Below are 26,113 nucleotides of genomic sequence, written 5' to 3' on the forward strand. Positions count from 1 at the left end.
GGCCATTCAAACAATCATCATTGTTGAATCAAAGTTAAACCCATATTAGTTTCATGGCATTCCATTTCTAACATGTCCTACGCATTTTCCTCTTCTTTGTGTCTTTTTTATATGTCAATTTTGATTATGATGACTTAACACTGAAGTATCCATCAGTAATCCTTCTGAAGAAGGTGAGGCATATTTCCGTAGATAAATCAATCAAGTAACACTTTCTAAAGGAAAACAAATGAAACGTCCAAATTGGTTCCAGGTATCTGCAGAAGGCTCAAAAGCACTGGGAACGCTGCATCATTTCGCCACAACAGGAACAAATCTCCCGGAAGAGTTAATACATTTGGTTTTTTTAAGAGTATCTCAGATTAATGGCTGCGCGCATTGTATTGATATTCACACCCGCGATCTTATGAAGTGTGGCATGTCGGTAGAGAAAATAGTTCTGATTCCCGTATGGGAGGAGGCTACATATTTATTCTCGGATCTGGAGCAAGCGGCGCTGGCATGGGCTGAAGAAGTTACCAGAGTAAGTGAGACACATGCTTCGGATGAAGCGTATTCTGCAGCGCTTTCAGTATTTGGTGAAAAAGATTTGGTCGATTTGACCATCGTTATTGCAACAATGAATGCACTTAATCGTATGGGCGTCAGCTTTCGAATGAAGCCGCTGGCCAAGGCATAAATTACCATTCATTTTCTTCTCGCGATTGGTTACTCATTTCCCCAAAAGTAAAAACCGCCGAAAGGCGGTTTTTACTTTTTTAACAGCTAGCGATGAATATAATCGATCTTAATATTCTTTTAAGCATGTATAATATTAGGTTGAAAATACACTATGAATACTATTCGTGTGCGGTTATTACATTATATGTAAGCTTATAATTAAAAAATAAAGCCGCCAACAAGAAGTGTTGTTGGCGGACATTTATTAATGTAATTCAGCACGATCCAGACCGTAAGCGCTATCCATCGAGCCTGGTGCCATCTGCGATAAAATCTGCAGACGGTTCCAGGCATTAATTACAGCAACGGTGAATGTTAACTCTGATACTTCCACTTCAGAGAAATGTTCGCGCAATTCGTTGTAAAGCGCTTCGCTTACACCATTATTACCAATGCGGGTCAAAGCTTCAGTCAGTGCCAGAGCAGCTTTCTCTTTGGCGCTGAACAATGGCGATTCCCGCCAGATTGCAACGTGATAAAGACGCAGTTCACGCTCTCCATGCATTTTTGCTTCTTTAACATGCATATCCAGACAAAATGCACAATGATTTAGCTGTGAGGCACGGATATCAACTAAGTGCTTAAGTTTTTTATCCAGCGAGATTTTTCCTAATGCCATAGAAGCATCGGCAAGTGTTTTAGCCAGTGCCGGGATGGTTTTGAAATGATTCACACGTGACGACATATTGTAATCCTCTTTTTAAAATAAACGATCAATGGTTTGCAGTGCATGGGGTAATGCTGTAGTACGAGTTACGGGGTCATGCGTGCCGTCTACCCGAATAAATTGCACGTCGGTAATGCCAATATATTCAAGCGCTACGCGAATGTAGGGCGTGAACTGGTCATCTGCTACAAATGGACCGTGGGCAAATACGCTGCCGCTGGCGACAACGCAATACACTTTTTTGCCGCTGACTAGCCCTATTTTTTTGCCCTCTGGCGTAAAGGCGAAAGTTCGTCCGGCGCGGGTTATATGATCGAACCAGGCCTTCAGCACGGAAGGCAGGCCGAGGTTCCACATCGGTGATGAGATAACCAATGTGTCGCAATCAAAAAGCTGATCTACCAGTTGTTCCGAAGTCTTAATAGCGGTGAGCTGAGCTTCACTACGTAGGTCTGGTGGGGTAAAAAAACCAGCAATGGTAAATGCATCAAGATGTGGTAGCGGCCGTTGAGCCAGGTCCAGAACTGATTCTTCAAGCTCGGCATGATGCGCGCGTAATTTTTCTACAAGGCGTTCAGACGCCGCGCGGGATGCCGATCCTGATAAATCCGGACTGACTTTAATGTGAAGCAGTTTCATCATTTTTTTCCTCAGGTGAGATCGCGATAAAAGTGCAGGCCGAGGGCGGTGTATCCGACACGCTGATAAAATGTCTGGGCTCCTGAATTACTAATGGCGGTATCAAGGACCATCTGACCACAACCGTATTCACGTGCGATTACCGCTAAGTGATTCAACAGCGTTGCACCCATCCCCTGACCGCGAGCCTCGCTCACTGTTACCAGATCGTCGACGTAACAGAATTGCCCGTGAATAAAATTTTCGAGCAGTCGATAACCGGCCAGCGCTATTGGTTTGCCATCCTGCTCCAGTCCTGCAAGCCGATAACCTTGCGCCTGCTGGCGCTGTACCTGGGCGATAAATTGTTTCTCATTCGTCAGTTTGCTGCGTAGTTCCCGCATCAGCGCAAAGCAACGGGCAAGGTCAGTAACGGTGTCGTAATGTTCAATCTTCATGACGCCTCATAATGAGTGGCTTAGTTAATAGCCATATCTTAATCTTGTATGTCTGGTTAAAAAGGGCCATTATTGCACTTAATTGATAGGACATCTAAAGGTGCATTTAATGGGGTACAAAGAGATTTATGCCCGCTATCGTCAGCAGATTCAGGACGGTCTTCTGAAACCGGGAGCGCGCGTTCCCTCGATTCGTTCGCTAGCAAGCGAGTTGCAGGTAGCGCGAAAAACGGTAGAAACCGCGTATGAAATTCTTATTGGAGAAGGCTATTTCGTGAGTCTGGGGGCAAAGGGGACCTATATAAATCCGGAGCTCAGGCTAACTTCAACGGTCAGCGCAGACAACGCTGTATCGTCTTGTTCACTTAACACACAGATTACTGAAAGGAAGGGTGATCTGAGGCTCGGAATCCCTGCCCTGGATGAATTTCCCCATAAAAAATGGTTACTAATATCGGGAAAAGCGGCGCGAAGTCTTCGTCCAGAAGAAATGCTCATGCCCCCGGTAATGGGCTTTCAGCCGCTACGTGAGGCCATTTCAAGTTATCTCAATATTTCAAGAGGAATGAATTGCCGACCGGAGCAAATCTTTGTTACCAGCGGCTATCGGGCCAACTTACGGTTAATTCTGTCGGTACTTGCACAGCCTGACGATAAAGTGCTGTTTGAAGATCCTGGCTACTTTTATGGTCAGCAATTATTAAAGCGAATGGCATCCAATCTGCACTATATACCTGTTGATCGGCAGGGCATGGATGTTGATTTTCTTCAGCGCTATCACAATGATGCACGCTTCGCTATCGTTACACCCACTCATCAAAGTCCGCTCGCAGTTAGCCTTTCATTACCGCGTAAGCATCAGCTGCTGGCCTGGGCACAGCAAAACAGTAGCTGGATAATCGAAGATGATTACGACGGAGAGTTTCATTACACACGAAAAGTAATCCCGGCGTTGAAAAGCCTCGATATGCATGACCGGGTTATTTATACCGGTACGTTTAGTAAAACGCTAATGCCAGCTATGCGTATCGGCTATATGGTAATACCACAGGAGACGGTAGCCCGTTTCAGTGAACTGGGCGAAATCCTTGAAACGGGTCTACCATTACTGCCGCAAAAAATACTTGCGCAATTCCTTAGCGAAGGGCACTTCTACCGGCATATAAAAAAGATGCGCTTACTCTATCAGCAGCGGCGTCGCATGATGCTTGAAGCAATTGAAACGAGCTTTCCAGGGTTATTTGAATTTGAGCTTACAGATGGCGGGATGCATATTGTTGCCTTTCTGCAACGTGGCATTGTAGATACCGCATTAGCTGCATTATGGACACAGCACGAGCTTTACGTCCGGCCACTCTCGAGCTGGTATGCGCAGACACAAAAACGTTATGGGTTAGTCATTGGATACACTAATATTCGCTCAACCGAAGAGGCGCAGAAAATTTTGGAGCGGGTTAAGGAAAAAACACTGGCGCTTATGCAGCATTAAGTTTTTTGATAGCCAGGCGTGAATAATAATCTCTTGTTTAGCCGTATCGTTGCCTGATAAAAATATTTAGTCGATCACTCCCTGTAAATGAGGGTCGACTAAATATGATCGTGATACTACATGTGTTTTTTAACAGGAATTTAGTCTGATGTCGGTGCCATATATCTCCTACAGGATATTACGTATCGCTAACGGGAACACCGTTTCTAAGCCAGACGTTCAAAAATAGAGCGGTTTTTTGAGTGTATCTGGAATATTAGCGGATCTCAATTTCAGGAACGGCTGACATCCCGACGCGCAATAATTTTGCATCGGGTTGATTACCATCCAGCACTATTTTCACCGGTAAACGCTGGACGACTTTAGTAAAGTTACCCGTTGCATTGTCTGGCTGGATGGCTGAAAACGTTGCGCCGGTTGCAGGAGCGATACTATCGACATGTCCAGTAAACTTTTTGCCAGGCATGGCATCAATTTTAATTAAGACCTTCTGCCCCTGCTGAACATTTGCCAGCTGTGTTTCAAGATAATTGGCAGTGATGTAAGTTTGATGTAGCGGAACCACGGCCAGCAGACGTGTCCCTGCGTTAACGTAGGCACCGAGGCGCACCGAACGCTGGCCTACCATCCCATCGACTGGTGCAACAATACGCGTATAAGAAAGGTTAAGCCTCGCCTGACTGACCTTTGCCTGCGCGACTGCAACATCGGCTTCCGCCTGACGTAATGCAGCCCTCAACACGCCTACCTGTTTTTCTGCTGAGGTCAGAGCAGCTTCGTTCTGACGAACGACTGCGGATGCAGAACGCTGCGTTGAATGGGCTTTTTGTTGATCGTCCGCAGCGACGGTACCTCTTTGATAAAGTTTGTTAAAACGTTCAGCGTTCTGACTGGCGTACTGCGCCGATGCCTGACTGGCTAAAAGGGTCGCTTTAGTCTGAGCAATAATGGATTGTTGCTGCTCCAGTTGTGCAAGGCTGCTCAGGTGTTTTGCTTGACTAAGCTGCAAATTAGCTTGCGCCATTTCAAGCGCTATTGTGTAGTCTCGGTCATCCAGCGTGGCCAGTGTTTGCCCTGCTTTAACCCGTTGGTTATCCGCGACATAGATATTTTTGATATAACCCGATACTTTTGGTGCTACCAGTGTGTAATCCGCATTCACATAGGCATCATTGGTACGTGTATCATTATTCAGCATTGTCGACCAGACGAAAAATATCATCGTCATCATCAGAATTAATAATGCGCTGAGCATAATCGTCCTTCTGGATACAGAAAATTTCATTTAACCACCTCTATTTAGTCATGGCAGGTTGAAAACGTGTCTGGGGCGGCCAGACACGTTTTGGCAACCAGACAGTGAGTAATAACAGCAGGACGGCAAAGCCAGTCATCAGCAGATAGCTGTCGCCCAGACTCAGAACAATTGCCTGATGTTTTAATAAGGTGATAAATCCCGCGATGTTCTCGGTGTTGCTGATGCTGCCGTCGTGTAATAAAGGGATGCTGCTGCTGGCCTGCTCACTGACCGGTGTCGATATCAACCATGGGCGGTTGGCTACGTTATTGACCAGAACATTAGAATGAAATTGTTCTCTGTTATTTATAAACCATTCCACTAATACGCCAGCAGCGATGCTTGAAAAACCCCGTACGGTATTGAACATAGCAGAGGCATAATGTCCTTCCGGGGGAGCCACAACGCTGGTTGCGCTCATAAGCAACGGTAAAATAATTGACGGTAATCCAATCGCCAGCAGAACCTGTATGGCCCAGAAATTCTGGCGTGCCCAGTCGCTGGTTATCTGCATACCCATCAGGCTGGCGAAAATCATCAGAGCAATCCCGAAAGCTATCAGCCAGCGACAATCAACCCAGCGCAGACTAAGCAGTGCGGCAACAAGTGGAGTGATAATTAACTGCGGGAGCCCAATGGTCAAAGCCAGCGGCGCAAATTGCGCTGTTCGAAAGCCCTCTACTTTGCCAAAGAAATTGGACGGCAAAGCCGAGCCAGCCAGCGACAGTACCAACACTACAGCGAGCGCCATCAGGCCATATGAAAAGTTACTTCTCTCCAGCATCTGTAATTTGAACAAAGGGAGGGGATGAAACCATTCATTAATCAGAAAAATCGCCAGGCACACGATGGCGCTGGATAACAGACAATTAAATAACGGCGATTCAAACCAGTCCAGACGTCCACCCTGAGTGATGGCGATTATTAAAAACGCCATACCAGAACAGCCGGTAAGCATACCGAACAGGTCGATCTGTTTAAATCGGTCGAGATAAATCGGGTCCTGCGGCAAACCCCAGCCAATAAATATCATCGAAATCAAAATGGCGGGGACCGCTTGCCAGAACATGAACATCCAGCTCACTTCATCTGTCCAGAATGCCGCCAGTGAAGGTGCCACATTTGGACCTAAAGTCGCAGTCAGAGCATAAGCTCCAAGTCCATAAAGTTTTATAGATGGTGGCAGAAAACGTAGCGCCACAGTCATGAGTAAGGGAGGAAGTGCGCCGCTAAACAGGCCCTGTATCGTTCGCAAGAGAATAAACAACGGCGCATTCGGCAGTAAGGGTAAAAGTATGCCGCAAACCATAAAACCGCCAGCGCAAGCAAGCGCGAATTTACGCAGCGAAAAAGTCACAGCAAACCATGGTGCGATCATCATCGCCACTACTTCCGCGGCCTGGTAGGCAGATGTGAACCAGCTGGCTTGATCATAAGTCACGCCAATTCCGGCACGCACATCTGCAAGCGCTATATCTATAACCCGACCATTAAGTCCGGAGGTCAAGGCTGCAATCAGTACACCCACAAACCCCATTGCAAGGCGCCAGGTAAAGGGGGGCAAGGGTTGGGTAGAACGCTGTGCATTCATACAAAGTTCTCGTGCATTAAATCGATACAATGTACCGTATTGTGGTACAATGTGGCATCTTACATTGTGGTAGCGTCCATTGCAATGTGATAATTAAGACAAGAACTGAAATAACAGGCTGTCCGTCACCGGACGATAAGGAGCTCTATATGGCCGTTAATGCTTCAAGCTTTGAGGATGAAAAACCCGGCGGGATTCAGGTTATCGCCCGTGCAGCTGCAATTTTGAATGTGCTGGGTAAACACCCAGGCGGCATGAGTCTGGGGGAAATTGCGCAGGAGGTTGCTCTCCCTCGTTCAACGGTGCAGCGTATTGTCGCGGCCTTAGACAGTGCTCAACTTGTGCGTAGCAGCGGTGCAGGTGGTCTGCGTCTGGGACCAGCACTACTCAAACTTATTTCCAGTGTGCACAGCGATGTAGTGGATCTTGTACGTCCCTTCCTGGAGCAGCTTTCGGCCAATATTAATGAAACAGTGACCCTGGCACGTGCCAGTGGTACCCAGCTGGCAATCGTCCATTACGTTGTAGCATCACGTGAATTACGTGTTGTACCTCGTATTGGACTTAATTTGCCGCTCTACAGTACTTCCGGCGGTCGTGTGTTACTGGCTATGGAAAGGGATGAAGATGTCCGCATACTGGTAGGCGATGCCTATGAAGATCTAACCGGAATGACAGTTAAAACTCTTCCACAGCTTCTGGAGCTGATCGCCGATGTTCGTGCCAATGGGCTAGCTATAGATCTGGGTGAAACTCTTGAGGGCGTCTGCACGATAGCAGTAGCGCTAGACACACTTTTTGGTCGTTTTTCTATCTCATTATTAGTTCCAGCGCCACGTTTCCATAAACATGAAGCCTTTTATCGGAAAGAACTCATGCAATGCAAGGAGGCGATAGTTAATGAAATTGGAAGAATAATTTCGGTAGGAGAATAACTAACAACAGGAATAAGTGTTCTCAACGAAATTTGTTAGGCCGCTTGCACAGCCCGGCCCGACCTGCCCCAATATTAGATACAACGATCAGTTGGTAATGGAGTTGACCAGCTTCCCGTTGATCAACACTAAGTACTGTTAGCTACGTCCGCTTTTGGCACAAAGCTGACATTCCAGCCTTTGTATGACTGTAAAAACTACCTTCACGTGATAAGCCGCTTCGGGTAATGACGAGGCGCTTGTGTGACTTACTGGAAAACCAAATTGCGCGGCACGTTTGCTGCGCAAGTATCGCTGACTGCTCGATACCAGCTGAGCTTTAAAAGCCAAATATGATTGGATGAAAGCTGGTAGGAGGGTAAGGGGATGTGTGAGCGAAAATGAGACCAACTATTTAAGCCTGCTCCGTTTACCGCATTTTAGCTGAGTACTGAAGCATTGCTTTTGCACCCGCCGGGCCCGCTGACTTTTCACTATATATTAGTTTATCCGCTTCCAGCTTGACACCCATCGATTATGACTGCGTTAAGCCTATGAAAAAGTAATAAGTCTGGAAGTTTTTTTTTAAAATTCTATGAATTCATTAGATTCTGGCCAGAAGATCTTCAAATATCCATTTTTATCATATTTTGAAAAAAGATTGCCCTGGAAGCAAAATATACCAGCGGATTCTAGCCACATCCATTCTTCTGGTTGTTCGACACCTGTTGCACAAATCCTTATCTCTAAAAGTTCGCCGCAACGTATTAAACTTTGTAGTATCGCCTGCTTAGAGCCGTCCTTATGTATATTATGGATTAGTTGAGGGTGTATTTTGAGCTTCTCAGGCTGAAATTTCGAAAGAAACAATAAACCTGCATTTCCCACACCAAAGTCATTAATAGCAACACTTAAACCGCAGCTTTTGAGAATCTGCACGGAATGCGCGAACTCATCAATTTCAGGGATTATTTCGCTCTCAGAAAACTCAACTAAAACTTGTTCTGGGTGTAAGTTACTTTCTCTGATGTAATCGAGCAAAATCTCAATTGCATTCGGCACCCTCAGTAAGGTTAAAGGCAGGAGTGTTATTGATACTCGTTGTGAAGAGGTAATGAAACCCCCTGCAATTTTTAACAAATCTTTCTTCGATTCCAAATCAAAAAGTAAATTATTGGCTTTTATAACGTCATTATCTGATTTAGCATTCAAGACAAAAGAATGAATCTGGGCAGCCAGAGGGTCTATAACTGCATGCATGTCTTCGATAATATCGGGATCAACCGATGATACATTTATTTGATCGGATGAAAAAAACCAACTGTATCTATCAGGAAGTTCATAATAGCTGTCTGTCTCAGCAGAATCTATAAATGTGCGGAAAAACCTTAAGGCTCTGTCGTTGTAAAGCATTTTATGTTGGGTTGTTCCACGTTGAAGAACCCTGTCCAGACACTCTTCTTTACTGAATAGTCTTATATCAATTAATTCCATGCCTGAGCGGCCAAATCGTCGATAGGGGGCATAATCGGATAAGAGTTCTACAATGTTAAAGTGAAGTGTATCTAGGCAAATCTTTTCATAGATTTGCATTACAGCTGCTTCATCACCTTCCAGAAGCTGTAAGAAATGAATCCCATTGAAAAGTAAAACACCAGTTACCCCCGCACATTCATTTCGGGAATTTGCTTCACTGACCATGTCAATAATGGATTGAATTGGTGTATCAGCTCGCAGGTGGCTTCGGTAGATGAGAGTAGTAAGCATAGTTTCACACTTTAAAGGATTTTCTTCTAAAGTAGCATACGGAAGGTCAGTTAGGGCTATTTAACTGAAAAATTTACAAAAACGAGTACGGTAAAGTTAAAATTGTGCATGAAGAGTACAATGCTTCACAAAAAACCATTAAATTAACGTGGTTTAATCCTGCGAGAAATTCACGATTCTGCAACGTAAATTTGCTTGGTATGCACACGTGACAAAGTAAAAATTGATTCTAAGATTGCGGTAGTAAAAATTATCACATGGAGGTTCTAATGGTTTTCATTGTGGCTTTAACTTTATCTCTTCTTCTTTGCGTAGCGGGCCTTATCTTCATTTTGCTGGAGCTAGTTAGCATAGGCTGCAACCCTCAACGACATTGAAAGATACGTGCAAGAAATCCAGCAAAAGCATTGATTGAAAGGCACTTGACCTCAAGTTAGCTTGAGCTTTTAAGATGGCGATTCTCGATATAGTTAAAGGATTAGCCTAATGAAAGAGATTGATGTCGGTTTTACGCACGTTGCGTTTGTTGTTAGAGATTTGGATAAAAGTATTGATTTTTACGGCCGTTATGCTGGCATGGAAGTCGTACACAGGCGAGAGCCTGACCTTCCGGAGGCACGTAAAGTCGCGTGGTTAAGTGACCTAACTCGCCCTTTTGCGCTTGTCCTTGTCCAGGTTGATGCTGTGACTGACACCCCTTTAGGTAATTTTGGTCACTTGGGAGTAGCTTGTTCAAGCATTGAAGAAATCGACAATAAAGTAGCGATGGCTAGGATGGAGGGCATCTTGCGAAAAGAACCTGTTCAGGCAGGGGAACCGGTAGGTTATTATGTCTTCTTCGCTGATCCTGATGGTAACACACTTGAACTTTCTTATGGTCAGAAAGTCGGGATCGAGGCTTTTCGTCATTATGATACAGTGCCTGCATCTCAGTAAATTTCGATAACCGGTTGGATTACATTACGCTCTGGTAATGTTTCATATCGTTTTAGAGCTTGCTGACTAATTTGTTGCTAGTAACAGCAAGCTCCATATTAGCCTTTACAGATTTTCATTTTATTAATCTCATTTCTAAGCCACAATTTAGTAGCGAAACTGCACCAAACTCCGCTGAAATCTATTCAACATAACTATTGTGTAGACCTCCAAATCTGAGATCTGCCCCATATCGTACTTAAAACATATACCTGTAAGCCTGAAAGCGCTCCATAGTGCGAACACTCTTTAATCGTTGCAAAATCCGTGAGATATGTTTATAAATATACTGTATATGCATACAGTTGTTCATTGCGGAGGGAAAAATGAAAATCGAGTTAACCATTGATCGCATGAAGAAACTTCCTGTTGGAGCTATACCTGCGCTCGAGTCAGAACTGCTCAAAAGACTTAGCAAGCAGTTTGATGGTTGCCAGATTACGATTAAGCGTGCCAGTAATGATGGTTTGACTGTTTTCGGGGGCGACAAGAAAGAGGTTGAGCAAATCGTGCAGGAGACCTGGGAAAGCGCCGACGAGTGGTTTTATTAATCGCGTGAATTTCACTGGAGCAGTTTCAAAGAGTATCGCTGTTTGCGTTCCCCTGGCTGTTCCCGATTACTGTTTACCGCGTCAATAAGTCGCTCTGGGGGAAATAGTGTGTAGTGCAGATGCCTTTAATGCAGATGATCAATGGTACGACGTGGTCAGAAGGGCCGATAAAGCAGTTATCTATAGCTTCCCGGCTGAGGGCAGATATCTGGTTTATCGAGTAAATGGAATAGTTTCATTGCGACCGTTGCTCGAAGAGGAAGAAATATTCACTCTCAACGGGTTTATGCAATTTGCAAAACGACTGGGGTACCGAGTTACACCACCGTCTGATATTATTCTTTCATAGGCCTGAACAACCTATACCTGATGCGCCACGGAGAGAACCATGGCGCTAGAATTACAACTTATCAAACACCATTCAGGAATACTGATCCCGGCTACGCCCGAGACCAGGGATATCCTGCAATCAAAAACCCGGCTCGGCGATATTCTTGTTGCCGAGTTCAGGCGGGTACGAAACCCGGCATTTCACCGGCGCTTTTTCGCGCTTCTCAATCTCGGTTTTGAATACTGGGAACCAACCGGCGGGGCTATCTCGAGTGTCGAGAGGAAGCTGATTACTGGCTACGCCAAGTTCCTGGCTTCGTATGCCGGCAATGAGGGCGCGCTGATCGATGCTGCTGAGCATTATCTTGAGCAGGTTGCATACCGCCGGGTCACAAATGGCATTAGCCTGTGCAAATCCTTTGACGCTTACCGCTCCTGGGTGATCGTCGAAGCAGGGCACTTCGATGCTATTCAGCTACCTGACGGCACACTCAAAAAGCATCCTCGCAGCATTTCATTCGCCAACATGGACGAGCTCGAGTTTCAACAACTCTATAAAGCTGTGCTCGATGTTCTTTGGCGCTGGGTCCTGTCTCGTTCATTCCGCAGTCGCGATGAGGCCGAAAATGTCGCCGCGCAGCTGCTTGGCTTTGCGGGGTGATGGGCATGCAACATTCATGGTTCCATCATACCGAATGCAGCACCGAACAGGCCGACGAACTGGTTAAGCGTTACAAAGCGCGCGGCGTGCGAGTTGAGCGCAGCCTAAACAAGGATTACGTGACCTGGACTGTCAGTGCTTTCCTTCCGACCTCAAATACACCAGCGCGCCCGGATAGCCGCTGGCGCAACCGGATGTGGGGGTGAACGTGAAAACATATCAAATCACTTTGCCCTGGCCACCGAGTAACAACCGGTATTACCGGCACAACCGCGGGCGTACACACATTAGCGCTGATGGCGTCGCGTACCGCTATGCCGTGGCCAGTGTCATTCGAAGCGCCAGGCTAAACATCCGAACGGCTGCACCACTCAAAATCCGAATTGAATGTCACATGCCCGACCGCCGGCGCCGCGATCTGGATAACCTGCAAAAAGCTGCATTCGACGCTTTAACTAAGGCGGGATTCTGGCTGGATGACTGCCAGGTAGTCGACTATCGAGTTGTGAAGATGCCTGCTGTTAAGGGCGGGAAATTAGAACTCACCATTACTGAGCTGGAGACCGCATGAATCTTGAAAATACCCTCAAATACCACTTCGCCAAGTCGACGCTTATTAGCGACTCTCCGCGCGCCACTGCTTCAGATTCACTGACCGGGAGTGATGTTATGGCTGCCATGGGCATGACCCAGGAACGCGCCGCCATGGGATACAGTGCCTTCCTCGGAAAGATGGGCATCAGTTACAACGACCGGGCGAGGGCGATTGAGTTGCTGGCTGAGTACGCGTTAACCAAATGCGATAAGGTTGCCGCGCTGCGCAAGCTGGACGATGCCGTTAAGCCACTGGTAATGCGGCAGCTGGCCACCTTCGCTTTTGAGGATTATTCCCGCAGCGCCGCAAGCGTGAAACAGTGTGATTGCTGCTCGGGGCAGGGATTCATTGAGGCTGATGTTTTCACGATGAAATCGCACTACACCATGAGGCTTCCACAGTGGGCAAAAGACCTTAAGCAATCTCCGAGTGATTTCGAGGTTAAACGCCAGGTGAAAGAGGTGGTGCGGGTTCTATGTTCGGCCTGTGAAGGTAAAAAAGTTGTCAGTTGCGCCTGCAAAGACTGCCACGGGCGCGGTAAAGCAGTGAATCAGGAGCTCACTGAAAAGCAGGGCGTGCCGGTTATGGCCGACTGTAAGCGCTGCGGCGGACGTGGATATGAGCGTATCCCCTCAACTGAGGCATACGCTGCGGTGCGCCAGATAACGGATACAATCAGCCTAGATACCTGGAAGAAGTCTGTTAAGCCCTTTTACGATCAGCTAATCACCAAATTTGACATCGAAGAGGCATGGGCCGATGCGCAGTTGAAGCAGATAACAAAATAGGGCGTTATTTTATCGTGAGCTATTTACTTTTCCCGAATCTGTGGTATTTTTGCTCTAACGATGGGTTATTGCCTTCGTTTAAAGCCCTGCGGTTAACCCCGTAGGGCTTTTTGCTTTATAGCAATTTAAGAATTACTAAAACCTTACAACCCCGTAGTAACTTCTAATTTCCCAGCCATGCTGGTGGGAAAATGGAAGAGGGTTTCTACTAGCTACAGCACAACGGCAGAATTCAGGTAGCCTACTACACCGATGGTGTAACCGATGACCTTGAAACGGGCCAGTTGATAACTGGTGTCTGGCATCTGACGCAGAGAGAGGACATTTGTCACAACGGAGAGGCAGAGGTGATTGAAGGCCTTCTGCCTGAACCATTTAAATGAATATATTCATCTGATTACGTGGCAGATTCTTCATACTGCACATATGCTTTTTAAGCATCCTGAGTAATGGATGTTTCTGAAAGCATTTTTGTGGTGGATCCCCCTAAGCGGAGGGGCGATTCAGCAGGACATTTCTCCAGAGTGTCCAACCAGCGCGCGGAAATGAATGCTGTGATCATTTCCACCGGGAGGCACCCGGCACCACTCCCTCAGTTATTGCCAACTTAGCTATTTATGCCTGCTTTTCCGAGCAGGCTTTTTTTTCATTTATTAATCATCCATTGACCAGATGAATGTTTCTTGTTTTAGTTATGAATGTGGTGAATCCCATCTAAGCGATGGGGCGTCTGGTTAACTGCTATGTGCAGGTATGCACGCGACTTTGACGACCAGAGATAAGTCACCGGGAGGCACCCGGCGCCACATCCTCAAAAAAAACGTTTTGTCGACCACCAGGTTCTGAATCGTCATATACACTTCTAAATGAAACAATTTAAGAGGTGAATTATGAAAGAGGGATATTATTGGATTAGACACAATGACTGTGTCCAGATCGCCTACTTTTCGCACGGTAAAACTGAAGATATGGTTACAGGAAAAATAATCAGAGGCGTCTGGCATCTAACTCGTGGCTACGATCTTTGCCATAACGGTGAAGCGGTCGTTCTGGAAGGCCCCATATCCCCACCTTTATGAACATAATTTGAAGAACACAGGCTGCCTCAGGGTGGCCTTTTTTATTTCCCCTCAAATTTACTGAGAGGATTCACAGCAATATGAGGGGGGCCGATGTCCGATCCATTTTCCGGCACGGGGCTGGCCGGTTTAGCTTTGACTGGAGCCAGTGTCTACGGTCTATTGACCGGAACTGACTACGGTGTTGTTTTTGGTGCATTTGCGGGCGCCGTATTTTACATAGCGACAGCGGCTGACCTGAGTGTGTTACGTCGCCTGGCATACTTCTTCGTGTCGTATATCGTCGGCATTCTTTGTTCGGGGCTGTTGGGTTCAAAACTCACATCCTGGACGGGATACACCGAGAAGCCTCTGGATGCTATCGGTGCCGTAATAGCTTCTGCGTTAGCCGTTCAAATCCTTACGTTCCTGAACAAGCAGGACATTGGCTCGCTGGTGGCGCTGATAACGCGCCGGGGAGGTTCAGGTGGTACTAGATGACCCAACAGCAACTATCAACGCGCTGCTCTGCGCCGGAGTTGTAATTACTCTGATGTTTTATCGCCGTGGTGATTCGCGGCATCGGCCATGGATTTCGCGTTTAGCCTGGCTGATTACCGTCACTTATAGCGCTGTACCGCTGGCGTACCTGTGTGGGATTTACCCGCATTCATCATGGGCCACCATTGCGGCAAACATCATATTCCTTTCCGTGCTGGTGGCCGTCAAAGGCAACGTTGCACGTCTGGTTGATCATCTGAGGCACTAATGAATCAAACACAATTTCAGAAGGCGGCTGGTATCAGCGCCGGGTTAGCTGCGCGCTGGTTTCCGCATATCGACGCCGCTATGAAGGAATACGGCATAACCACACCGCTTGATCAGGCGATGTTTATTGCCCAGATGGGGCATGAAAGCTCCAGATTTACCTGTGTGGTGGAAAATCTTAATTATGCGGCAGAAAACTTGGTGCCGACGTTCGGCAGCCACCGCATCACATCACAGCAAGCCGCTGCACTTGGCAGAACGGCAACGCAACCGGCAAACCAGAAAGCGATCGCTAATCTGGTATACGGTGGTGAGTGGGGAAAAGAACACCTGGGCAATCAGGTTGCCGGTGATGGATGGAAATATCGCGGTCGCGGGCTGAAACAGGTTACTGGTCTGAGTAACTATCGCAGTTGTGGCCAGGCGTTGAAACTGGACCTTGTAACCCACCCGGAACTGCTTGAAGAGGATGAATACGCCGCGCGCTCAGCCGCATGGTTCTATGCCTCCCGCGGTTGCCTTCTTCATTCCGGCGACGTTGAGCGCGTGACACTATTAATCAATGGCGGCCGCAACGGGCTGGAAAAACGCCGTACGTTGTTTAACCTGGCGAAATCAGTTCTGGTATGAGGTGAGTGTGGGTATCGAGACAATAATCGGGCTGGCCGCACTGGTCATTTCCGCTATCGCCGGCGCTTTTGGCCTGGGCCATTTTCGCGGCACCAGCAAAGCAGAAGCCAAAGCCGACCAGCAGCGAACCGAAGATAACGCAGCGGCAATGGTCGCAGCAGCCGAACGCAGGGTAGAAACAACGAAAGAGGCCAGCAATGTACAGCAGACTGTTAATCATATGCCTGGCGACGATGTTGATCGCGAGCTGCGTAACGAATGGAAGCGTCCCGGTGGTGGTTGATACCGGTTGCGATTGGGTGAAGCCAATCTTCCTGACGGATCAAGACATCGACGTTCTGGACCACCAGACGAAGAAAGACATCCTGGCGCATAACAAAGCATGGAAAGCAAATTGCGGGAAAAATTGAGCCTCATCCCTGAGGTTCGGACACAGTCTCTCCTCTGGACTTTAACCGTAGCAAATATTGAGAATTCTGTTATACAAATGGACAATTCTTGTGGCGCAGATGATTAATTAGCAGGGAAAAGCTTGAACAAATCAGGGTGGCTCATCCTTGAGCACACGGGTAGTCCTGAACGACGACTTCACCTGACATAGCAAAGTCTATGTAACAGTCTAGAAAACAATGAGTATTTATCAAGGCGGGAAAGGAAAAAAGTCCCTTCCGAAATGAAATCCTGCAATTCGGAAGGGAGACCAAAGGGGTCATCATTACAAGAGAATGTAAATGTAATCCATTTCTCAAAAGTAAAAAGGTGTATTAAATAAATAACTCAAAGGAACGAAAATCTACTTTCTTCTAATGCCTGATGGGTATACGGAATGAATGATTAGCGAAGAATTTTAACAATGCTCACAACTTTATTTTGTCTGTCAGCTACATTTTAATGGCACGAGTGATTCGATATCTCTGCCATACAGATGAATCCCCCTGAGCGGAGGGGCAACCAGTCACTGCTGGACGTAGTGTTGCGGGTTTGCGGAGTGATGCAAGTCCACCGGGAGGCACCCGGCGTCTGAATGCTTGACTAAAGGAATAGGGTACACGTCGAAATGAGTGCGAAGTAATACCTACTTACTGCTAGACCCAGCCAGTTCTGTCCGAGCTGGCTTTTTTTTGAAAAAAAAGCCCTCTCAGCGAGGGCTACAGGAGTCTCAGTTTCGTTGCTCTTTTTATTGATGTTCCCCGGAGTTGGCATTCTCCGCATCAGAGTCATGTATAGCCTGGCAGCCAGGCAGATAACAACAAGCGTAAGCGTGGGATATTAAGAAATTCCTCAGATTGTTTTCACTGGTGGATGGGCTAAAGACCTTGAAACAGTAAGCGGGTTGACCGCAGCCATAAGGCCATGCAGCAGCCATGATGCTGCCCCGAGTCGCGTAATGGCGAGCAGGTATAGCAGACCATTGTGAGGGTAAATAAGGGGACATGCTCCGGTAAAGCAGCGCGAACGCCAGACGCGCACCGGTTATAAGCGGCGATGAAGCGACAGCAACTCAAGGGCATGAGCGTGGCCACTCCGGGTAGTGGCAGCCATTACAACGCCCACCTGCTGGTGGGCTTGATGATAGTTATAAGATTAAGCGGATGAATCAATCAACTGATTATCTTGCGCAACTGGATTTCTTCCTGCTCGTTAAGCCTGGCATACTCGCTTATTTGTTTAATAAGTGACTCTTTGTTATTAGACATCATGGACGAAACATAGCAGCCAGTTCGCCATTCGAAAAAGCTCACCAAAAATAAGGTTGATGCTGTAGAATGCTGATAATGTATTGAGAGGTGATTGCAAATTTTTTTCGTTACCATGGAGTTAGCTTTTACTTAATGCAAATTACCGGGATTTATAATGCTTTATTGATATGAGATATATGGATACTTAACGGTTGCTAAAAGAGAATTTAGTACCACTAAAAATAGTAGGAATAATCTTACGTCGTTGTTGCTGTTGGCACAATATGGATAATAACTTTGCCTAAACAAAACAATAGCAACCGATGAAAATTCACTTTATTACAATCGCCTTGCTGGCGACGATTTCTTCGCCATCCTACGCAGCGTTTCAGGAAAGAGAATACAATACCTGGTATCAAAAAGATGCTGTACTCTACGACATTACCCAGACCTCAGAGGGATTGCCTGTCATGATAAGCATCTCTCAACCGGGGAGGGAGTCAGCTAATATGCTCGTATCCTATATGTCCGATGGTGGTTGTGGAGATGAGAAGGTGCGGCTTAATGCTAACGGGAAGGATGTGCCTGCAACTTACACTTGTGTATCAGTCGGAGCAGACAAGATTGAACACTTTGCAGTGAATGATGCAAGCAAGGTCAATGAGATGGTTAACCACCTCAAGTCAGATTTCACTTTGTTGCTTCAGAACGATATCAAAGTCTGGGCTGCTAACATAAAGACGCCGAAGTATGGCTTAGCACCAAAATTTTAAATCTCAAAATTTAACCGCCTAAGGGCGGTTTTTTATTGGAGTTAATATGGCAAAACCGGACTGGGGCGAGCTTCAGCAACGGTTCCTGTCCGAACATGCCGCAACCGGCGTATCACCAAAGGAATGGTGTGAAGCGCAGGGACTGAATTACGCTACCGCCCGTCGATATATTAAAAAACCTTCTGCGCAAACTGCGCGAAAAACTGCGCAGAAAAAAGTGCGCACTGCGCAAAAAGAACAAAGCGCAGAAGAGCTGGTGGATGATGATGGATTAACGGCACAGCAAAGACGTTTTGTCGCAGAATACCTAAAGGATGGTAACGCCACACAAGCCGCTATCAGGGCGGGTTACAGCAAAAAATCCGCTGAACAAATCGGTTATCAACTCCTTCAGAAAACTTCAGTTGCCCAGGCTATTGCACAACAGCAGAAAGCTTCCATTGCTCGCACGCTTGGCGGTGCCGATGAAGTCCTCGCGCAGATGTGGCAGCTTGCCACCTTCGATGCAAACCAGCTTTCGCAGTATCGCCGCGGCGCGTGTCGTTACTGCTGGGGCTTCGGTCACCAGTACCAGTGGCGCGATATGGTGGAATTCGAAGAGAAGCGCCTCGAAGCTACAGAACGCGATAAGCGTGAGCCAGTCGATGTTGGAGGTTACGGCTACGATCACACCCGAGAGCCTAACCCAGGCTGTCCGCGCTGCAACGGCGATGGTATTGGTCAGCCGTATTTCGCCGATACTCGGAAACTCTCCCCTGTTGCTGCTCTGGCTTATTCCGGTGTGAAGCTGGGGAAGAATGGCGTCGAGATAACCGCTATCAGCCGTGAGCGAATGTTTGAAGCTGTAATGAAGCGGCTCGGCCTGGCGGATAGCGAGTTCGCTCAACGTCTTCAGCAAATCGAAATCGACCGCCGGCTGCTGGAGGTGGAAAAACTCCGCAAAGAGCTGGCCGGTGATGGTGATGATGACGAACCGACCCCAGTTCAGATCAATATCAATGTAGTGGACGCGAGGGCGGAAGATGGGGATCAGCCCGACACTTAACATTCCTCAGGCGCGCTTCCTCGCGATGCAGCACAAATTCAAAGCCTATGTTGCCGGGTTCGGTTCCGGTAAGACGTGGGTGGGTTGTGGCGGCATCTGTAAGGGGATGTGGGAGCACCCTAAAATCAACCAGGGTTATTTCGCACCGACGTACCCGCAGATTCGTGACATCTTCTACCCGACGATTGAAGAGGTGGCCTTTGACTGGGGCTTGAACGTCAAAATCAACGAGGGGAACAAAGAGGTTCACTTCTACGAGGGGAGACGATACCGCGGGACAACCATCTGCCGTTCGATGGAAAAACCCGGCTCGATAGTCGGCTTCAAAATCGGTAACGCGATGGTGGATGAGCTGGATGTCATGGCGGCTGCTAAAGCGCAGCAGGCCTGGCGAAAAATCATCGCCCGTATGCGTTACAAGATCGACGGGTTGCGTAACGGTATCGATGTAACGACTACGCCGGAGGGCTTCAAATTCGTCTACCAGCAGTTTGTGAAGGCGGTGCGTGAAAAGCCTGAGCTTTCTGCTCTGTACGGGCTGATACAGGCCAGCACGTTCGACAACGCGAAGAACCTGCCGCCTGACTACATTCCATCGCTTCTGAGCTCATACCCTGACGAACTGATTCAGGCCTATCTGCGCGGCAAATTCACCAACCTCAACAGCGGGACCATTTACCACACGTTCAACCGTAAGCTCAATAACTGTTCTGATGAGGTTCAGGATGGGGATCCGCTGTTTATCGGCATGGACTTCAACGTTGGGAAAATGGCCGCGATTGTTCACGTAAAGCGTAACGGCCTGCCGCGCGCTGTTCGTGAGTTAGTGAAGGTCTACGACACACCTGCGATGATTAAGCGTATCCAGGAAGAGTTCTGGCGATATGAAGATGGCCGTTATGTGAAGAACCGGGAGATTTACATTTATCCGGATGCCTCTGGCGACTCCCGCAAATCGCAGAATGCCAGCAAGACCGATATTGCTCAGCTCAACGATGCCGGATTCAGCGTCATTGTTGATGATGCCAACCCGCCGGTTAAGGATCGCATCAACTCGATGAACGCCATGTTCTGCAACGCCAATGGAGAACGCCGCTATCTGGTGAATGTGCAGAATTGCCCGGTTTACACCGAAAGCCTCGAACAGCAAATCTGGGCGGCCAATGGCGAACCGGACAAATCAGCTGATAACGATCACCCCAATGATGCTGGTGGGTACTTCATCGTGAAGGATTACCCGATCGTGAAACCGGCATATTCAATCACCATGGACACCACTTTCTGATATGGCAAACGACGACATCACCTGGGTTCGACCAGAACACCGGGCGGCTTCTGCTGCCTGGCGGAAATACAGGGACTTTTGCAAAGGGGCTGAGGCCGTAAAAGCGGCGGGTAATAAATATCTGCCGTATCTCGACCCAACCGATAAATCCACGCGCAACCGTAAACGTAATGAGGACTATCTGAGCCGCGCGGTGTTCTATGCCATTGCCGGCAATACGAAGATCGGCATGCTTGGGATGGCGTATCGCAAGGATCCCACCTTCAACGGTCCGGAGAAGCTGAAATACCTATTGGACAATGCTGACGGGGCCGGTACCAGCATCTATCAGCAGTCACAGCTGGTGGCTGAGAACGTGCTGGAAGTTGCGCGAGAGGGGCTTTATGTCGACTACGCAGAAGCCTCCGATGAGGCGATCATCCTCCGCTACCCGGCAGAGAACATCATTAACTGGCGGACGAAGCGTATCAATGGGCGCGATCAACTGGTGCTGGTGGTCCTTCGTGAATGCGTAGAAGAGCCGGATGGTTACGCTTACAAGGATGAAATTCAGTACCGCGAGCTGGCGCTGGAAGAAGGGCGGTTCATCTGCCGGGTATGGCGCCGGGCTGGTGGCACTGCAAGCGGAACCTACACCGTTGACAGTGAGTACCACCCTAAGCCGAAAGGAAAGGACTATTGGGACGAAATCCCGTTCACTTTTGTCGGTGCACAGAACAACGATCCCACTATCGATGACTCCCCGCTGGCCGCGCTGGTTGAGATAAACCACGGCCATTACCGGAACAGCGCTGACTATGAGGATAGCGTGTGGTTCTGTGGCCAGGTGCAGCCTTATATGACTGGGCTTGATACCAACTGGCGCGATCACCTTGAGAAGACCGGAGTGAAAATTGGTTCCCGTTCACCACTGATGCTTCCCAGAGATGGGTCGTTTGGTTATGCCCAGGCACAGCCGAACATGCTGGCTAAAGAGGCCATGGACAGCAAGCGCGACTACATGGTGCAGCTGGGCGCCCGACTGATTGAGCAGAACGCCACGGCGAAGACGGCAACCCAGGCGAGTGGTGAGCAGACATCATCAACATCGGTGCTCGGTATCTGCGTTTCAAACGTTTCTGAGGCCTATACGCTGGCGCTGGGATGGTGTGCGAAATACCTTGGCATCAATGGTGAGACGACGAGTTACACCATCAACCAGGAATTCATTGCTAAGGTTGCCGAGTCGGGCATGGTGACGGCAATCGTCAACGCCTGGCAGTCCGGTGCGCTGCGCGATAGCGATATGATTCGAGCACTGCAGAAGCTTGACCTTATCGACCCGGCAGACAGCCCGGACGAAGTGATTGATGCACTTCGCAACCAAGCCCCCACATTGACCGGTGGCTGATATGGCAACAGTAAACGAAAGCTTGCGCGATGAATCAATCGCACATTCCATCTGGTTAAGCCGCTATGCCACTGGAGTGGCAAACCGAATGGTGAAGTTGCTCAACGAGACGGACGCAGAACTGTCGGCACGCCTGCTGGATGCGCTGGACAGATTGCCTCCGGAGAGCTTCACCGTTAGCCGTCTGGAGAGTTTACTGGGCAGCGTGCGCGATCTTAACCATCAGGCCGTAGCCACCATGCAGGCAGGGCTCGAGGGTGAGCTGGTGGCGCTGGCAAAGAACGAAGCCAGTTATCAGCTGAGCCTGTTCGATTCCCTTCTGCCATCACAGGTCTTGTCTCACTATCCGCTGCAGGGCATCACAGCCGATATGGTGTATGCCGCGGCGATGGCGCAGCCCTTTCAGGGGCGGCTGCTGAGTGAGTGGGCGGAGAATCTGGAATCGGACAGGCTGGCGCGTATCGTGAACGCCGTCCGCAGGGGGTATCTTGCCGGCGACACGGTAGAAACAATCGCACGCAGTGTTCGCGGCCACGCCAACAAAGACTATCGCGACGGCGCGCTGCAGATGAGCAGGGCAAACGCCGCCAGCATCGCTAAAACAGCCGTGAATCATCTGGCTGCCACAGCACGCAACAGCTTCACCAGTGCCAACAGCGACATCGTGAAAGGTAAACAGTGGCTGTCCACGCTGGACAATAAAACCAGCCACGACTGCATTATTCGTGACCTGCTGCGCTACACCCTGGATAACAAACCGGTCGGGCATAAGGTGCCTTACCTGCAGGGACCCGGGAAAATTCATTTCTGCTGTCGTTCTACTGAAACCCTGATTCTCAAGTCGTGGCGCGAACTCGGCATTGATATTGATGAGATGGACGAGGGCACTCGTGCCAGCATGGATGGGCAGGTACCGGCGAAAACCTCGTATCTGGAATGGCTCGCGCGCCAGCCAGCACAACGCCAGGATCAGGTTCTGGGTGCCGAGCGTGGCCGTCTGTTTCGCGCGGGTGAAATCGACCTGGCTGATATGTTCACTGACAAAGGCGAATGGATCAGCCTGGAACGTCTGAAGCAGCTCTCAGGCACAGACAACTAACAATCACATCTTACTCCACGCCCTGGCATCCGCCGGGGCTTTTTTATGGGCGAGGCCCGGCAAAATCCCGAGGGGAAATTATGTTAATTCGAAACATGCTTCTGAAATATTACGCACCTGAAAGCGGCGGTGAGGGCGGCGGCGGCGGTATCGAAATCACTCCTGAAATCCAGAAGCTGATTGATGAGCGCGTGACCAGCGAAGTCACTGGCCTCAAAACGAAAAATAGCGAACTGCTGGGCACCATTAAACAGCAGAAAGAAAACCTGTCCCGCTTTGAAGGTATCGATCCAGACGCTGTACGCGGCATTCTCCAGCGTTTTTCTGACGATGAAGAGGCAAAGCTTATCGCCGCCGGAAAAATTGATGAGGTGCTCGATAAGCGCACCGAGCGTCTGCGTGCTGACGTTGATAAGCAGATTAAAGCCGCAAATGAACGCGCGGACAAAGCCGAAGCGTTCTCCAACAAATTCCGGGATCGAGTTCTGGGGGATGCAATCCGTGCAGCAGCCTCAAAAGCTGGCGCGCTGCCGGAAGCTTCCGACGATCTGATCCTACGTGCCAAAGGCACATTCCAGCTCAACGACGAAGGCGAGGCCGTAGCAGTTGATGCAAATGGCGATGTTCTGTTCGGTAAAGACGGCAAAACTCCACTAAGCCCGCTTGAGTGGGCGGAGTCTCTTAAGGAGACGGCTCCGCATCTCTTCCCACGCGCAGAAGGCACCGGCGCGGGCGGACACAAACCAAACGTCGGTGGCAGCCTGAAACGTTCCGAAATGAGCGCCAGCGACAAAGCGGACTACATCCGCAAGCATGGCCAGCAGGCCTTCCTCAAACTTCCGAAATAAGGGATTAACCCATGTCTACCACTGTTAATAGTGACCTGATCATTTATGACGATCTGGCGCAGACCGCTTTCCTCGAGCGCCGCCAGGACAACTTGGCAATTTTCAACGCGTCCTCCAATGGTGCGATCCTGCTGGATAACGAGCTGATTGAAGGCGATTTCCGCAAGCGAGCCTTCTACAAAGTGGGCGGCTCAATCGAATCGCGTGACGTTAACTCCACCGAAAAAGTGACGGGTAAGAAGATTGGCGCTGGTGAAGCCGTCTCCGTTAAAGCGCCGTGGAAATACGGTCCATACGAAACGACTGAAGAAGCGTTCAAACGCCGCGGCCGCTCGGTTGACGAGTTCTCCGAAGTGATCGGCACTGATGTGGCTGACGCGACGCTGGAAGGCTACGTTAAATACGGCCTGAAGGCGCTGACGGCTGCTATTGGCGCCAACGCGGACATGGTGGTTACCGCCGATATCGAAACAGACGGCAAGAAGACCCTGACGCGCGGCCTGCGTAAGTACGGCGACAAGTTCAACCGTGTGGTGCTCTTCGTTATGCACTCCGCCACTTACTTCGACATCGTGGATGAGGCGATCGCCAACAAAATCTATGAAGAAGCGGGCGTGGTGGTTTACGGCGGGCAGCCGGGCACCCTGGGTAAACCTGTCCTGGTTACCGACACCATGGACGCTGATGCGATCCTTGGGCTGGTGGCCGGAGCGGTTACCGTCACCGAATCTCAGGCGCCGGGCTTCCGTTCCTACGATATCAACGATCAGGAAAACCTTGCGGTTGGCTATCGCGCTGAAGGCGTGGTGAACGTGGACCTGCTGGGCTACAGCTGGGATACCGCCAAAGGTGATAACCCTGACCTGACCGCCATCGGCACTGCAGGTAACTGGAAGAAGCACTTCACCAGCAACAAATCTACGGCTGGCGTGCTGATTAAGCTGGGATCCGCGGCGGGGGAGTAACGCTGTCAGCGGATAAAACCTCCGCAACCGCTGACAGCACCGATGCGGTCACCATTTCCCTGAAGTACACGCTAAACGGCGCAGGTGTTTCCGGTAAAACTGTTGCATGGAGTTCAACGGGCGGCACGCTCAGCACTGCCAGCTCTCAGACCGGTTCTGCTGGTGGTGCAACGGTGAAACTCACATCAGACGTTGCTGGCACCTTTACGGTAACCGGCACGGTTGAAGGAGTGGCGAAAACCACTGATGAGATCACCTTCACTGCGCCTGCCGGAGAATAACGAATGGGGCGAAAGCCCCATAAACAGGATGATTCGATGATCAATACCGATATCACCTCTCCTGATGCCAACAGCTACGCCAGTGAAGAGGATCTTGTCTCATTTGCGGAAATTCGCGGAATTGAACTGCCTGACAAGCTCACACCTTTGCTGATTAAGGCAATGGATTACCTGGAGGGGCTGGTCTGGGGTGGCTCAAAAGCTGACCCGAAACAGGCTCTTGCATGGCCACGCGTGAATGTCGTTCTGGATGAACATGATTTCCCGCCGGATGAAGTTCCACGGCAGGTTATAACCGCGCAGTGCATGCTGGCGGTAGAGGCAATCGACGGGGATTTACTCTCCAGCGTGCGCGAAGCCGCTGTGAAAACTGAACGTGTGGAAGGTGCTGTCACCATGACCTATGCGGTCGCAGATGGTGAGGTTTTCACGCCGTCCTATCCTGCCGTTATGGCGCTGCTGGGCGACCTCGCTGGTGGTCGTGGTTACGCCATCAATGCATTTGCAGAGAGGGCCTGATATGGCGATTGATTACCAACGTATGCAGGCCAGAACGACCCGCATGCTCAGGCAGAACGGCGCGACGTACAACGTCACTCGAAAAGGCTCGGTAATGGTTATCGGCGGCGTTGAGCATAAAACTGAAGCGGTCCGTTTTACTGCTGTGGGAGTGAAAACCGAATACGCGCCAGGCGAAATTGATGGAACCGTCATTGAAAACGGCGATGTGCAGATCGTTTTTACTGCAGAGCAGGAAATTAAAACCGGTGATGTGGTTGATATTGACGGCACAGCCTACCGTGTTGTCAAACCGAACCCGGCAAAACCTGCCGTGCTGGTGCTCTGCTACAAAGCGCAACTGAGGGCTTAG

30 protein-coding genes are annotated in these 26,113 nt (G+C 49.1%); 24 read left to right on the forward strand and 6 right to left on the reverse strand.

All coding sequences use genetic code 11. The features are described 5' to 3' along the window. The first annotated feature begins 229 nt into the window (after positions 1 to 229). Positions 230 to 679 (forward strand): carboxymuconolactone decarboxylase family protein, encoded by a 450-nt coding sequence (locus ACOTZD_RS21375; protein WP_005131814.1) that lies wholly within the window; start codon positions 230 to 232, stop codon positions 677 to 679. A 246-nt stretch (positions 680 to 925) separates the two neighbouring features. Here ACOTZD_RS21375 and ACOTZD_RS21380 read toward each other — a convergent pair whose 3' ends face one another. The 3 genes from ACOTZD_RS21380 to ACOTZD_RS21390 are packed head-to-tail and all read right to left on the reverse strand — an operon-like array spanning position 926 to position 2,463. Beyond that, positions 926 to 1,405, reverse strand: coding sequence for a carboxymuconolactone decarboxylase family protein (locus tag ACOTZD_RS21380; RefSeq protein ID WP_059356660.1), 480 nt, complete (start codon positions 1,403 to 1,405; stop codon positions 926 to 928). A 15-nt stretch (positions 1,406 to 1,420) separates the two neighbouring features. Next, the gene (locus ACOTZD_RS21385; protein ID WP_224222677.1) at positions 1,421 to 2,029 is read right to left on the reverse strand and encodes an FMN-dependent NADH-azoreductase; all 609 of its coding nucleotides are present in this window, start codon (positions 2,027 to 2,029) and stop codon (positions 1,421 to 1,423) included. Between the two features lie 8 nt (positions 2,030 to 2,037). Continuing rightward, on the reverse strand, positions 2,038 to 2,463 hold the full coding sequence (locus ACOTZD_RS21390; RefSeq protein WP_072139601.1) for a GNAT family N-acetyltransferase: 426 nt from the start codon (positions 2,461 to 2,463) through the stop codon (positions 2,038 to 2,040). Positions 2,464 to 2,572: 109 nt separating this feature from the next. Here ACOTZD_RS21390 and ACOTZD_RS21395 point away from each other — a divergent pair, with 109 nt between their 5' ends. Further along, on the forward strand, positions 2,573 to 3,952 hold the full coding sequence (locus ACOTZD_RS21395; protein WP_023324743.1) for a PLP-dependent aminotransferase family protein: 1,380 nt from the start codon (positions 2,573 to 2,575) through the stop codon (positions 3,950 to 3,952). A gap of 256 nt (positions 3,953 to 4,208) precedes the next feature. Here the strand turns inward: ACOTZD_RS21395 and ACOTZD_RS21400 are convergent, their stop codons facing one another. Beyond that, complete coding sequence (locus ACOTZD_RS21400; protein ID WP_032628271.1) at positions 4,209 to 5,237, reverse strand: HlyD family secretion protein; 1,029 nt, start codon at positions 5,235 to 5,237, stop codon at positions 4,209 to 4,211. Positions 5,238 to 5,247: 10 nt separating this feature from the next. Next, positions 5,248 to 6,840 (reverse strand): MFS transporter, encoded by a 1,593-nt coding sequence (locus ACOTZD_RS21405; protein ID WP_023324741.1) that lies wholly within the window; start codon positions 6,838 to 6,840, stop codon positions 5,248 to 5,250. 149 nt (positions 6,841 to 6,989) lie between these two features. Between ACOTZD_RS21405 and ACOTZD_RS21410 the strand changes: the two genes are divergently transcribed. After that, entirely contained in the window at positions 6,990 to 7,775 is a 786-nt protein-coding gene (locus tag ACOTZD_RS21410) for an IclR family transcriptional regulator (RefSeq protein WP_023324740.1), read from the forward strand. A 564-nt stretch (positions 7,776 to 8,339) separates the two neighbouring features. Here ACOTZD_RS21410 and ACOTZD_RS21415 read toward each other — a convergent pair. Next, positions 8,340 to 9,521 carry a diguanylate phosphodiesterase gene (locus tag ACOTZD_RS21415; protein ID WP_023324739.1) on the reverse strand — a complete coding sequence of 394 codons (1,182 nt, stop codon included), beginning with the start codon at positions 9,519 to 9,521 and terminating at the stop codon, positions 8,340 to 8,342. Between the two features lie 486 nt (positions 9,522 to 10,007). On the opposite strand from ACOTZD_RS21415, the gene ACOTZD_RS21420 reads away from it, so the two are divergent. The 21 genes from ACOTZD_RS21420 (at position 10,008) to ACOTZD_RS21520 (ending at position 26,113) form a co-directional block, all read left to right on the forward strand. Continuing rightward, entirely contained in the window at positions 10,008 to 10,457 is a 450-nt protein-coding gene (locus ACOTZD_RS21420) for a VOC family protein (protein WP_023324738.1), read from the forward strand. A gap of 365 nt (positions 10,458 to 10,822) precedes the next feature. Further along, positions 10,823 to 11,047 (forward strand): DinI family protein, encoded by a 225-nt coding sequence (locus ACOTZD_RS21425; RefSeq protein WP_023324737.1) that lies wholly within the window; start codon positions 10,823 to 10,825, stop codon positions 11,045 to 11,047. 106 nt (positions 11,048 to 11,153) lie between these two features. Next, on the forward strand, positions 11,154 to 11,396 hold the full coding sequence (locus ACOTZD_RS21430) for a hypothetical protein (RefSeq protein ID WP_224065701.1): 243 nt from the start codon (positions 11,154 to 11,156) through the stop codon (positions 11,394 to 11,396). 39 nt (positions 11,397 to 11,435) lie between these two features. Next, positions 11,436 to 12,038: a DUF1367 family protein gene (locus tag ACOTZD_RS21435; RefSeq protein WP_072139600.1), complete on the forward strand. Its 603-nt coding sequence runs from the start codon at positions 11,436 to 11,438 to the stop codon at positions 12,036 to 12,038. Beyond that, complete coding sequence (locus tag ACOTZD_RS21440) at positions 12,038 to 12,244, forward strand: hypothetical protein (RefSeq protein WP_023296483.1); 207 nt, start codon at positions 12,038 to 12,040, stop codon at positions 12,242 to 12,244. Before ACOTZD_RS21435 ends, ACOTZD_RS21440 begins: the two co-directional genes overlap by 1 nt. 2 nt (positions 12,245 to 12,246) lie before the next feature. Continuing rightward, positions 12,247 to 12,609: a crossover junction endodeoxyribonuclease RusA gene (rusA, locus tag ACOTZD_RS21445; protein WP_032628394.1), complete on the forward strand. Its 363-nt coding sequence runs from the start codon at positions 12,247 to 12,249 to the stop codon at positions 12,607 to 12,609. Then, positions 12,606 to 13,421 (forward strand): antitermination protein, encoded by an 816-nt coding sequence (locus ACOTZD_RS21450; protein ID WP_023324735.1) that lies wholly within the window; start codon positions 12,606 to 12,608, stop codon positions 13,419 to 13,421. The genes rusA and ACOTZD_RS21450 overlap by 4 nt, the downstream gene beginning before the upstream one ends. A gap of 1,172 nt (positions 13,422 to 14,593) precedes the next feature. Beyond that, positions 14,594 to 14,980 (forward strand): phage holin family protein, encoded by a 387-nt coding sequence (locus tag ACOTZD_RS21455; RefSeq protein WP_023324734.1) that lies wholly within the window; start codon positions 14,594 to 14,596, stop codon positions 14,978 to 14,980. Then, positions 14,967 to 15,248 carry a phage holin family protein gene (locus tag ACOTZD_RS21460; protein WP_023324733.1) on the forward strand — a complete coding sequence of 94 codons (282 nt, stop codon included), beginning with the start codon at positions 14,967 to 14,969 and terminating at the stop codon, positions 15,246 to 15,248. The genes ACOTZD_RS21455 and ACOTZD_RS21460 overlap by 14 nt, the downstream gene beginning before the upstream one ends. Beyond that, positions 15,248 to 15,877: a glycoside hydrolase family 19 protein gene (locus ACOTZD_RS21465; RefSeq protein WP_023324732.1), complete on the forward strand. Its 630-nt coding sequence runs from the start codon at positions 15,248 to 15,250 to the stop codon at positions 15,875 to 15,877. Before ACOTZD_RS21460 ends, ACOTZD_RS21465 begins: the two co-directional genes overlap by 1 nt. 7 nt (positions 15,878 to 15,884) lie before the next feature. Next, positions 15,885 to 16,160, forward strand: a complete 276-nt coding sequence (locus tag ACOTZD_RS21470) for a hypothetical protein (RefSeq protein WP_032682332.1) — start codon at positions 15,885 to 15,887, stop codon at positions 16,158 to 16,160. A gap of 1,719 nt (positions 16,161 to 17,879) precedes the next feature. Next, on the forward strand, positions 17,880 to 18,329 hold the full coding sequence (locus tag ACOTZD_RS21475) for a hypothetical protein (RefSeq protein WP_032628266.1): 450 nt from the start codon (positions 17,880 to 17,882) through the stop codon (positions 18,327 to 18,329). A gap of 46 nt (positions 18,330 to 18,375) precedes the next feature. Beyond that, positions 18,376 to 19,374: a terminase small subunit gene (locus ACOTZD_RS21480; RefSeq protein WP_059294636.1), complete on the forward strand. Its 999-nt coding sequence runs from the start codon at positions 18,376 to 18,378 to the stop codon at positions 19,372 to 19,374. Further along, the gene (locus ACOTZD_RS21485) at positions 19,352 to 20,659 is read left to right on the forward strand and encodes a terminase large subunit domain-containing protein (RefSeq protein WP_022651281.1); all 1,308 of its coding nucleotides are present in this window, start codon (positions 19,352 to 19,354) and stop codon (positions 20,657 to 20,659) included. Before ACOTZD_RS21480 ends, ACOTZD_RS21485 begins: the two co-directional genes overlap by 23 nt. Before the next feature lies 1 nt (position 20,660). Next, entirely contained in the window at positions 20,661 to 22,049 is a 1,389-nt protein-coding gene (locus ACOTZD_RS21490; protein WP_174402406.1) for a DUF4055 domain-containing protein, read from the forward strand. A 1-nt stretch (position 22,050) separates the two neighbouring features. Then, positions 22,051 to 23,148: a phage minor head protein gene (locus ACOTZD_RS21495; RefSeq protein WP_174402407.1), complete on the forward strand. Its 1,098-nt coding sequence runs from the start codon at positions 22,051 to 22,053 to the stop codon at positions 23,146 to 23,148. An 80-nt stretch (positions 23,149 to 23,228) separates the two neighbouring features. Further along, entirely contained in the window at positions 23,229 to 23,996 is a 768-nt protein-coding gene (locus ACOTZD_RS21500; RefSeq protein ID WP_174402408.1) for a hypothetical protein, read from the forward strand. 11 nt (positions 23,997 to 24,007) lie between these two features. Next, positions 24,008 to 24,961 carry a major capsid protein gene (locus tag ACOTZD_RS21505; RefSeq protein WP_174402409.1) on the forward strand — a complete coding sequence of 318 codons (954 nt, stop codon included), beginning with the start codon at positions 24,008 to 24,010 and terminating at the stop codon, positions 24,959 to 24,961. Between the two features lie 53 nt (positions 24,962 to 25,014). Continuing rightward, positions 25,015 to 25,242, forward strand: coding sequence for an Ig-like domain-containing protein (locus ACOTZD_RS21510; protein WP_371875509.1), 228 nt, complete (start codon positions 25,015 to 25,017; stop codon positions 25,240 to 25,242). A gap of 36 nt (positions 25,243 to 25,278) precedes the next feature. Further along, on the forward strand, positions 25,279 to 25,761 hold the full coding sequence (locus ACOTZD_RS21515; protein WP_174402410.1) for a DnaT-like ssDNA-binding protein: 483 nt from the start codon (positions 25,279 to 25,281) through the stop codon (positions 25,759 to 25,761). A gap of 1 nt (position 25,762) precedes the next feature. Beyond that, entirely contained in the window at positions 25,763 to 26,113 is a 351-nt protein-coding gene (locus ACOTZD_RS21520; RefSeq protein WP_174402411.1) for a hypothetical protein, read from the forward strand.

It is taken from the genome of Enterobacter cloacae complex sp. SHL022, assembly GCF_049237785.1.
Classification (GTDB): domain Bacteria; phylum Pseudomonadota; class Gammaproteobacteria; order Enterobacterales; family Enterobacteriaceae; genus Enterobacter; species Enterobacter hormaechei_C.